This window comes from Aphanizomenon sp. UHCC 0183, assembly GCF_009712065.1.
GTDB lineage: Bacteria > Cyanobacteriota > Cyanobacteriia > Cyanobacteriales > Nostocaceae > Dolichospermum > Dolichospermum heterosporum.
Genome location: NZ_VILC01000015.1, coordinates 66972 through 77305, shown reverse-complemented (window position 1 = coordinate 77305; position 10334 = coordinate 66972). Strand labels below are relative to the sequence as shown.

Annotated in this window: 13 protein-coding genes; 3 read left to right on the top strand and 10 right to left on the bottom strand. The window is 34.4% G+C overall.

Annotated features, from left to right (window positions below):
* From FJR37_RS07585 to FJR37_RS07575, 3 genes are all read right to left on the bottom strand, one after another.
* Entirely contained in the window at window positions 1–273 is a 273-nt protein-coding gene (locus FJR37_RS07585) for a GlsB/YeaQ/YmgE family stress response membrane protein (RefSeq protein ID WP_039202108.1), read from the bottom strand.
* A gap of 291 nt (window positions 274–564) precedes the next feature.
* Window positions 565–1947: an oxygen-independent coproporphyrinogen III oxidase gene (hemN, locus tag FJR37_RS07580; protein WP_039202109.1), complete on the bottom strand. Its 1383-nt coding sequence runs from the start codon at window positions 1945–1947 to the stop codon at window positions 565–567.
* 247 nt (window positions 1948–2194) lie between these two features.
* On the bottom strand, window positions 2195–2869 hold the full coding sequence (locus FJR37_RS07575; protein WP_039202111.1) for a heme oxygenase (biliverdin-producing): 675 nt from the start codon (window positions 2867–2869) through the stop codon (window positions 2195–2197).
* A 395-nt stretch (window positions 2870–3264) separates the two neighbouring features.
* Here FJR37_RS07575 and acsF point away from each other — a divergent pair, with 395 nt between their 5' ends.
* Window positions 3265–4341, top strand: coding sequence for a magnesium-protoporphyrin IX monomethyl ester (oxidative) cyclase (gene acsF, locus FJR37_RS07570; protein WP_027403469.1), 1077 nt, complete (start codon window positions 3265–3267; stop codon window positions 4339–4341).
* Window positions 4342–4393: 52 nt separating this feature from the next.
* Here the strand turns inward: acsF and FJR37_RS07565 are convergent, their stop codons facing one another.
* Window positions 4394–5302 carry a metal ABC transporter substrate-binding protein gene (locus FJR37_RS07565; RefSeq protein WP_254434533.1) on the bottom strand — a complete coding sequence of 303 codons (909 nt, stop codon included), beginning with the start codon at window positions 5300–5302 and terminating at the stop codon, window positions 4394–4396.
* A gap of 246 nt (window positions 5303–5548) precedes the next feature.
* Here FJR37_RS07565 and FJR37_RS07560 point away from each other — a divergent pair, with 246 nt between their 5' ends.
* Together FJR37_RS07560 and FJR37_RS07555 are read left to right on the top strand one after the other, a co-directional pair.
* Window positions 5549–6370: a metal ABC transporter ATP-binding protein gene (locus FJR37_RS07560; RefSeq protein WP_174763401.1), complete on the top strand. Its 822-nt coding sequence runs from the start codon at window positions 5549–5551 to the stop codon at window positions 6368–6370.
* Between the two features lie 446 nt (window positions 6371–6816).
* Window positions 6817–7683, top strand: a complete 867-nt coding sequence (locus tag FJR37_RS07555) for a metal ABC transporter permease (RefSeq protein ID WP_027403472.1) — start codon at window positions 6817–6819, stop codon at window positions 7681–7683.
* 132 nt (window positions 7684–7815) lie between these two features.
* Here FJR37_RS07555 and FJR37_RS07550 read toward each other — a convergent pair whose 3' ends face one another.
* The 6 genes from FJR37_RS07550 to FJR37_RS07525 form a co-directional block, all read right to left on the bottom strand.
* Entirely contained in the window at window positions 7816–7962 is a 147-nt protein-coding gene (locus tag FJR37_RS07550; RefSeq protein WP_193964113.1) for a DUF488 family protein, read from the bottom strand.
* A 95-nt stretch (window positions 7963–8057) separates the two neighbouring features.
* Window positions 8058–8288, bottom strand: a complete 231-nt coding sequence (locus tag FJR37_RS07545; RefSeq protein ID WP_015081367.1) for a type II toxin-antitoxin system HicB family antitoxin — start codon at window positions 8286–8288, stop codon at window positions 8058–8060.
* An 88-nt stretch (window positions 8289–8376) separates the two neighbouring features.
* Complete coding sequence (locus FJR37_RS07540) at window positions 8377–8649, bottom strand: hypothetical protein (RefSeq protein ID WP_168465700.1); 273 nt, start codon at window positions 8647–8649, stop codon at window positions 8377–8379.
* 219 nt (window positions 8650–8868) lie between these two features.
* On the bottom strand, window positions 8869–9030 hold the full coding sequence (locus tag FJR37_RS27655; RefSeq protein WP_371416107.1) for a hypothetical protein: 162 nt from the start codon (window positions 9028–9030) through the stop codon (window positions 8869–8871).
* A 31-nt stretch (window positions 9031–9061) separates the two neighbouring features.
* Window positions 9062–9334 carry a restriction endonuclease subunit S gene (locus tag FJR37_RS07530; RefSeq protein WP_168465699.1) on the bottom strand — a complete coding sequence of 91 codons (273 nt, stop codon included), beginning with the start codon at window positions 9332–9334 and terminating at the stop codon, window positions 9062–9064.
* Window positions 9309–10055: a type I restriction enzyme HsdR N-terminal domain-containing protein gene (locus FJR37_RS07525; protein WP_168465698.1), complete on the bottom strand. Its 747-nt coding sequence runs from the start codon at window positions 10053–10055 to the stop codon at window positions 9309–9311. The genes FJR37_RS07530 and FJR37_RS07525 overlap by 26 nt, the downstream gene beginning before the upstream one ends.
* Window positions 10056–10334: the final 279 nt, after the last annotated feature.

Genomic DNA, 10334 nt, shown 5'->3' with positions numbered 1-10334 from the left:
TTATACTCTGCTGCTTCTTTGCCATAACCCCCATAAATAAATCGCAATAATTGCCCCTATAACTGCCACTACTACTCCAGGAATACTTAAAGATGCGGATGTAAGTTGTAAGGTCCCTGTACGAATGAGAGTAAATAAAGTTCCACCGATAAAAGCACCAACAATACCTAATATCATGGTGGATATCATCCCCCCACCTTGATAACCAGGATAGACTGATTTGGCAATTACACCAGCTAATAGTCCTAAAATTATCCAAGTAATAATATTCATGGATGTCCTCAAAAATTTGACTCAAGTTATGTCAAATTTATCAAAGCTTCATATTATTTATTTCTATCTAATGACGTAAACTATATAAATCAAAAGGTATGTAGTTTTGTTCTCTTCATAAATTATTACTACATACCAATTCAATACTGCTCGGTTAATAAAATGTAGGTTGGTTTCAGCCACAGCAAGACCCAACAAAATCCTTAATAATGTTGAGTTTCTTTGCGTTAACCCAACCTACCATATAACGTTTTTTAGTCTTAACCGAGTAGTATTGCATAGCAATTCTAATTAAATAGAACGAGAGAATTTTGTCTCTCTAGTTCTTGTATGAGTATCGAAAACAACCGCAATATTTCTAACTAGCAATCTGCCAATATCAGTAATATGGATTTCATCAGCTAAGACATTTACTAATCCATCAGCTTGTAGAGGTGCTAATTCTTTGAGTTCATAGGAGAAATATCTATCAAAATTGATCTGATACTTCTGTTCAATTTCTAACTTATTTAGTTGAAAGTGAGACATTATGGACATAATTACATCCCGTCTAATAATGTCATCTTGAGTGAGTTTAATGCCTTTACTGGTAGGAATTACACCACTCGCAACTGCTTTGTAATAATCCTTTAATTCCTTGTGGTTTTGAGCATAGGCATCTTCTAACATACTAATAGATGTAGCCCCAAACCCAAATAATTCGGTTTCTGCATGGGTAGTATAACCTTGGAAATTACGTTTTAGTGTACCATGACGTTGAGCGATCGCTAATTCGTTATTATTTTTAGCAAAATGATCCATGCCAATAAACAGGTACTCGTTATTAGTTAATTCCTCAATTGTCATTTTGAGAATATCTAACTTTTCTTCTGCTCCCGGTAATGCGTCTTGAGGAATCATTTTTTGCACAGGTTTAATCCAAGGCACATAAGCAAAATTAAACACGACAATTCTATCAGCATCTAAAGTCATTGTCTTGTGTAATGTTTCCCGAAAAGTATCAAGAGTTTGATAGGGTAAACCATAAATTAAGTCTACATTCACACTATCAAATTTAGCCTCCTTAATCCAACTCATTACATTAAACAGCAATGATTCTGGTTGAATGCGATTCACTGCTTTTTGTACTTCTGGGTTAAAATCTTGAATACCAAAACTAATGCGATTAAAACCAATATCCCTCAGAAACAAGATGTAATCTCTAGTCACATAGCGGGGGTTAATTTCAATAGATACTTCTGCATCTGAAGCAATTTGAAAATTATGGGTAATGCTTTTCCACAGGAATTCTACTTGATTAAGTTCTAAATAATTTGGTGTACCTCCACCCCAATGAATCTGAAGTACCTTTCTATCTTTATCAATTAAAGCTGAAGTATTTTTGATTTCCTGTTCCAAATGTTCTAGATATGGAATAGCCATATTCTTGTTATTGGTAATTACCGTATTGCAACCACAGAAATAGCAAGCACTTTGGCAAAAAGGAATATGGAAATACAAAGATAGGGGCGTTTTTCGTTGATTGGAAGCGGTAATTGCAGATTGAAACTCTCTTGCGGTGAAATTTTCACTTAATTCTGTTGCTGGGGGATAACTCGTGTATCTAGGAGCGCGAGTATCATACTTTTGAATTAGATCAAAATCAAACTTAACGCCAGGTAATAGAAAAACCATTACAGTCTCCAATAAATGTGAGTATATTTCTGTGTAGTTGGGAAGTAATCAATTTTCCCAATTTAATGTTGTAATTTAGGATTTAGCAAATAGAATATATTTATTCTATTTGTTTGTAGTTAGCATTATTTTTTGACGAACCACAGAGGCACAGAGAACACAGAGGAAGAGGATGGATTTTTATATAATTCATCGTTGCTAAAGCTAATTGGGTGATGAATTATATTTTTGTAAATTATGCAGGGACTTAAACTAAATCATTGTAAGTAGCTCTACCAAGAGCTTCGATTAAGATACTTTCCAATTCTTGAAGTATCTGCATATTTAACTTAAAAGCATGGTTAGCTTCTGCTACAATTTTGTCAGCGGTTGTATCATCAATATTAACTTTATCTAATGCTTGACGATACTTTCCTTTGAAAGTCTGCTTGTCTGGAATTTGCTGAAAATTGTAAAAGGAAGTTCCTTCATGTCCAGAAAGTTTTAAGGCTGACTGAGCAATTTTTTGGAGCATTTGCCCACCAGAAAGATCACCCAAATAACGAGTATAGGAATGAGCTAACAATAGTGCAGGTTCATGAGTGGAAATTTGTTGGATACGCGCAGTATAAGCTTGGGCGGCAGGTGAAGGGGTGATGCGCTTGTACCATTGACTCCCATAATAAAATAACATATCTTGCTCTAGGCAAGATTGGCGATTTAGTTCGGGAAAATAAATCAAACTAATCACAGGATGCTGTTTATGTTTCTCAATTGCTGCTTCTAGTTCACTATAAACAAAATAGAAATTTCTCAACAATTGAATGAAACAATCTCTATCTACAACTCCTTGCACAAAACATTTCATGAAGCCGAGATTTTCTGAATCTGTATGCGCTTGTTGAGTTCCTATACGCAGTTTCATTGCCAAATCATTACTCATTCTTAGTTCCTTCTTGTTTACTTGTCAGGGTTTGCAAATTTCAACGACTTGTTTATCAGTTCACCGTCGTTATCATCACAGGAAAATTGCTATTCTGTGGGAATAGGGTTTTGAGAATAATTTCTCTAGCACAAATTACTACCGATGTGGATTTCGGCTATTTTTACTGCTCCTGAAATTATTTAACTATTATTCTTTGTATAACTATAAGAGTATTCATATTTATTTATGGTTTCATAAATACATTTGTCCCGTAAATAGGTATTTAAACTATACGAAAGTTAAGAATAATTCAGTATTTTTGTAAGAATTAGTTTCAATAGTTTAACTGATGACTAATAACAAATATTTATGCTTATATAATTTTAAGGCAGATAATGGTAAAGGGACTACTTATGGTTAAATCGTTGGATAAACCGCCACTTGATTTATCAAAATCGGGTGTAAAAACACCAGTTCAAGAAACATTATTAACACCCAGATTTTATACCACTGACTTTGATACAGTGGCAAAAATGGATATTTCTGGGTATGAAACAGAATTAAGGGCTGTAATTGACGAACTCAAGGCTGATTATAACCGTCATCACTTTGTGCGAGATGATGAATTTAAGCAAGGTTGGGATCACATTGTTGGTGAAAAACGACTTGCTTTTATTGACTTTTTAGAACGTTCTTGTACTTCGGAATTCTCTGGGTTTTTACTATTTAAAGAATTATCTCGTCGTCTCAAGGATAGTAACCCTTTACTATCAGAAGCATTTGCTTATTTAGCGCGAGATGAAGCCCGTCATGCTGGCTTTTTGAATAAGTCAATGGCAGATTTTAACCTTTCCCTTGACTTGAGTTATCTCACTAAAAATCGTACCTATACATTTTTCCCAATCGAGTGGGTTATTTACACAGTTTACCTATCGGAAAAAATCGGTTATTGGCGTTACATTTTAGTATTTCGCCATATGGAAAAAAATCCAGAGTACCAGTTTTATCCTCTATTTAGAAAGTTTGAAAGTTGGTGTCAAGATGAGAATAGACACGGTGATTTTTTCAAGGCTTTGTTACGTTCTCAACCCCAGTTATGGAATAATTGGAAATCTCGGCTATGGGTGCGATTCTTCCTATTAACTGTATTCGCTACCCACACCATGACAGTATTTGAAAGAGGGAATTTCTATGAAATCTTAGGTATGCACCCTCGTAAATATAATACTCAAGTAATTGAGGAAACCAACAAAACCGCAGCTAAGGCATTTCCAATTATTTTAAATACCAATCACCCATACTTTTTCTGGTATTTGGAACAATGTGCATTGTATAATCAGAAAATAATTGATCTCAATCAAATTAATGATTGGGGAATTGTGAAATTTATCCAAAAAATTCCCTTAACTTTAATGATTTTTTGGTATATGTTCAAGATTTTTCTGATTAAACCCATCAACACAGAAGCAACTCGTGAACAAGTTTGTTAATTAATTAATCAATCAGATCCCCGACTTCTTCGAGAAGTCGGGGATCTAATCCTTACTTTAATTGCAATGGCGTATATTTTCCCCCTAATGCTTCAACAATAGCGCGGGTATTTGCTGCCATCATCTTTATATAAGTATCGCCATTACTACCTTTTGCCCCAATAGAATCAGAATAAAGTGAAGTTGGTGCTAATTTTACTCCGGCTTCTTCGGCTACTGTTTTAATTAAAGCTGGATTAATTGTTGTTTCAGCAAATATGGCAGGAACACCGATTTTTTTAATTGACTCTACTAACTTTTTCACGGTTTGGGCGCTGGGTTGTTCTTCCGTACTAATGCCAATTAAAGTTCCAGCGATCGCTATTTTATAAGCACTTCCATAATATTGAAAAGCATCATGGGTAGTGATGAGTTTCCTTTTGTCTGCGGGAATTGTTTGAATTTCTTGAAGAATCCAAATATGTAATTGCTGTAATTCATCAGTTAGCTTTTGGGCATTTTGAGTAAATTTATTTTTGTCCTCTGGTGACAATTCAATTAAATTATCTCGAATGGCTTTCACCATAGATATAACATTTTCTGCACTGCCCCAAACGTGAGGATCTGGAACAATTTGTCCTTTACCTTTATCTAACTTTAAAGATATAACAACTTCCCCCACAGGGATTTTTTTTACTTTCCCTCCAGTTGCATTCATTAACTTAATCAGTCCCGGTTCTAAATTGTAACCGTTATACAAAATCAAGTTAGCTTTTTCCAAAACCCGACTATCTGCGGGTACAGGTTCGTAAACGTGAGGGTCTGCACCTGGTTTAAGAATACCCGTAATCTGTACTTCTTCTCCACCAATTTCTTCAGCCAAGTCAGCAATAATGGTACTTGTTGCTACAACCTGCGGCTTAGTATTTCCCTGGGGTTGGGAGTTGGGAGTACAACCCATTAAAGCCAAAGATAAGAACATTCCTAGCCAAAGGGGATTAAGTAAAGAGAACCTAACCCCCAACCCCTTCCCTGCGAGGGAAGGGGAGTAAGAATAAAAGCCTCTCTCCTCACAGGGTAGAGGTTTGGAGAGAGATTTCAGTAATAAGTCATACATTGGATTAAGTATTAGTTTCATTTATCTCACTGATTACTTCTAGTTATAGATATTCTCATATTTCTCTCATTTTTATGGTAAGCTCAAAAAATAAGTATTTTAAATAGAGTTATGCAAAACTTCTCTTTTTACCAAAAATTTAGCCTATCTCCTGTAAATCAAGTAGATATACCTGCACAAATTATCAAATCTATTGACATGAATTCATCAACAGCAATTAACATCACTCATGTAGGTGTACATTACCGCTCACAAGAAGCACTTCGGGATGTTAACTGCATAATTAAACCAGGAAAGCTAACGGGAATTTTTGGACCCAATGGCGCGGGTAAAAGTACATTAATGAAAGCTATTTTGGGATTAGTTCCCATGAGTAGTGGTCAAGTTTTATATAAAAGCAAGCCTTTAATGCAGCAACTAGAAAAAGTTGCTTATGTACCACAACGTAGCCAAATTGACTGGAATTACCCCGCTACTGTGTGGGATGTAGTGATGATGGGGCGTGTCAAAAAAACAGGATGGTTACGGAGCTTCTCCACAGTTAGCCGTCAAATCGCTAAACAAGCATTAGAACGAGTGGGAATAGAAGAATTAAAAAATCGTCCCATTGGTGAACTTTCTGGAGGACAACAACAACGGGTATTTCTAGCCAGGGCCTTAACTCAAGAAGCGGAAATTTTCTGTTTTGATGAACCCTTTGTCGGGATAGATCAAAAAACCCAAGCTATCATTTTTGAAGTCTTTGAAGAATTAGCAAAAAACAATAAAATTGTCTTAGTAGTTAATCATGATTTAGGCGAATCAATCACCCATTTTGATGATTTAATCTTACTAAACTGCGAAGTAATTGCCACAGGTTCACGCCAACAAGTCTTGACAGAAGAAAACTTATATCATGCTTATAGTGGTAAAGTTATGTACTTTGCGGCTTAATTTATTATGTGTTTGAATCAGCCAGCATTAATTTATTATGTGTTTGAATTAGCCAGAATCAGCCAGGGAATAAATTCCCTGTCTTATAGCTAAAGTCGGTTAAAACCGACTATTTTAGTTCATTTATTTCTTCTATTTGAAGGAGAAATTTAGTTCCCAGTTAAGAGTTCCCAGTTAAGAGGATGTTTTAAAAGTGGTATTCCGTAATTTTCATCACATTGCTACCCCCCTTTCCCCTTGTAAAGGGGGGAAACAATAAAAATCCAGTTCCCTCCCCTTTACAAGGGGAGGGTTAGGGAGGGGTAAAAAATATTTGATACATCAACCATAACTTTTCAAATATCCTCTAAGAGTTCCCAGTTAAGAGTTCCCTGTTCCCTGCTGTCACGGACAACTTTTTCAGCAAGCCCTACTTAGGATAATTAATTTGTTTCCCAATCAGCAATATGTTTCAAGCACTAATAGAACCGTTGCAATATGGCTTCATGCAGCGTTCCTTAATCATCGCCATATTAGTAGGCTTATTGTGTGCCATTGTTGGTAGTTATTTAATGGTACAACGCCTTGCATTGCTGGGTGATGCTATTAGTCATTCAGTATTACCAGGACTAGCGATCGCCTTCATGATTGGTGCTAATATCTTTGTCGGGGCGTTTATTGCCGGTGTTTTGAGTACAATGGCTATAGCCGTAATTAAAACCCGATCTCCCATTAAAGAAGATGCCGCTATGGGCATAGTTTTTTCTGCCTTTTTTGCCCTTGGAGTTACTTTAATTACAGTCATTCAAAAGGATAATAAAATTGATTTGAATCACTTTCTTTTTGGTAATATTTTGGGCGTAACTAGAGACGAAGTCCGAGACACTGCTATTATTGCAGCTATTGTTTTAATAGTAGTTTTCTTATTATACAAAGAACTGTTATTTTACACTTTTGATCCTTTGGGCGCACAAGCTGCCGGCTTACCAGTTAATCGCTTAAATTTTGGTTTAATGTTGTTAATTGCTTTAACAATTGTTGCCAGTATGAAAGCTGTGGGAGTAATTTTAGTATTATCACTTTTAATTACTCCAGGGGCAACTGCTTATTTATTGGTGAACCGTTTACATGAGGTAATGATTTTGGGGGCGGTAATTGGGGTAATTTCTAGTATTAGTGGAATGTATCTCAGCTACTTTTATAATTTACCCTCTGGTCCAGCGATTGTGTTAGTGGTTTCGGGTTTATTTACGTTGGCTTTGTTGTTTAGTCCTCGACATGGGATTTTGATTCCTATTAACAGTCTCCGGTCTAAAGACGCGGAGATTCTATAGAGAGTTTCAGTTTATATCCCTCAGTTATCCCAGTTTTAGGCATTGATGGAAAATTTACCCAGAAAAAAAAGCGGGCTAACCGCTTATTAGAAGGTTAACCCGTTTCACTTTGGGAACGCGCTACAGAAATTGTTACTGCAATACCAACTTAAACTGAGGAAATCGGCGACTATAGGGACTAGAACGCACGTCAGCTAAGGCTGTTACTTGATGTTGGTGTAACAGTTCGATAAATGTTTCAATTGTATGATTGGAATGACCAATAGTGAATGTTTTCATAATTTGTTATTATGGGGAATAACACTGAATTACAATTATTTACAGGCATTTTAACGGTTATAACGTCAAAATGCAACTATACTTTTTACACTGAACTAGGCAACTTGCAACGGTTTTGTAGGAAGCATTCGGGGTTCTGGTAATACTTGATTTTCTTGAGTAAGCATCTCAACAAAAGCCTCAATTACTTCCTGACCATTTCTAGCAGCTTCTTCGTAAGTTTTACCATGTGTATGAAACTGTTGCCAGGGAAATTCAGGTAAGTGAACTAAAAAAAGTTGATCCTCTTGAGACCATTGAATTACCATGCTGTAGTGATAAATCATTCTTCACCTTCCTTATTTTTTGGTTTTTCTAGTTCTTCCAGCTTTTTCAGAAAAATTAAACTACAATGATTAGTGTCTAAAAGATACATCACTCAAAAGGATTAATACGATTATTAATTTTCACTTTACCTCTAGTTTCAGAGACTAACTTCAGACATTCTTCCAAGTCATTCCCTACCCATGTACCAGCATGACCTAAAATTGAACGTCTTGAAGCTGGCCTATAGTTAGTTTTTTCTGATAAACTTGTTTCTTGTTTATATTTAATAAATTCCACAAATTCATCAATAAATTTCAAATTTTCTGGTGAAATAGTCAATAAATTTTGTTCGATTTTTTGTCTTAATTCCAGAGAGTTCATAATTTTGACCTCCTAATTGCAATTAATATTTTTTACTTTAATAATTTTTGATAATGATGATATTATAGCATAAATTCGGGTTTCTGAAAACTATATTCTAAAAATCATTGGTCTGAATCAGGATATCCAGGATTTAAGGATTCACAGGATGTTAATTTTTAATAATCTCACATTGAAGTTATGTAAGATAAAATTATCAACCATAAAGAGGAAAATTAACTATAAATATTTCTTCATCACTTGTTGCTTGAGAGTATAAGATTCATCTATAATTTTCTGATTATTAGTAATTACTTCCTCTAGTTTCTCTACTTCTGCAACTAATTGTTCTTGAATTGATAAAGGTGGTAATGGTATTTTAATTGATTGAACCCTGTCAATATTCAGATTTTTAACAGTTCCTCCTAACGCATTATCTGTTATCTGTTTTTTTTACATCATTGTTATAAGATAAAATATCATAAAAGTAATCTTTATTTAATGAATTATCAAACTCACTTAATAATAACCATCCATCGTAAATACAACCCGAAATTTTTACAATATAAGGTCTACCTGCGCTCATAGAATTAGATAATATAAAATTACCTGCTTGAACTAATCGAGATTTTTCTGCACCTTCTTGCGTTATTTTTTCTTCAGTTTGAGTAATATACTTTTCATTTTTTATCTTTATCTTTAGCATCAATAAATTTAAGGTCTTCAATAGTATATTTATCTTTACCAATTTGATATGCAGGAATATTATCTTCAAAAATACCCTTAGTAGTTGCTTCTAATTGATAGGTTTCTTTCCAAACTTTGAAACGTTCTTTTACATCTTTTGCTTTCTCAAAACTAAGTAGTTTATCATCCTCTGCTAGAATTTTTGGGTTGTCTTTATGAGATATAACGTAATACTCAAAAATACAAATATTATCCAGAAAATCAGAAGTATAAAGACACAAAAATTCAGTTTCTATAATTTGTTGGGCATAAGAAATTAGCTGTCCGCCATCGTTTTTAGTATCTTTCCAAGCGTTATCAAACTCCTTACCTGCGGTTTTACACTCTATGATCAACATTGGTTTACTCTGTTGATTTTTTACTAAAATATCTGCACGACCTCCACTAGCACCATGTCCAACTTTCCATTTAGGTTCTAGTTCTATGTGTTCAGGTTTATAGCCTTTTGATAATAGCCGATGTACACATTCAAATACTACAAAATTTTCATTTTGAGAGAAATTACAAGTCTGACGCTCATTAATAATTAAGCCGTGATCTTCAGGATAAATTAATTCTTTTCTATGAAAATCTACCTTGAGAATTCCCTCAGTGTGTGGGAAACTCTTTGAGAATATACTTTTATTTTCTTGAAAGTTTAAGGATAGTAGAACAGATTTAAAATTTTCTTGAGTAATCATTTTTTGATATTGACAGCAATTACCTGATTATATATTTATAAGTGCAATCTGTAACTTTACACAGTAGTTAAGTTAAATTTACCAGATTGGGAATTATTGCATAGAATGATCTCTTTGTCTACCGTAGCGATCGCTTCTGTGTCAATTTTCATAAAGTAGTCTTTGTTGTCTAAGTCTCATTAGTCGAATATTAGACATATTATACTGTTAATTACCCATATTTGAGTATATTGGAAGTAAATCTAGATCAGATAATATAATAGAATTATTGACAGTTTG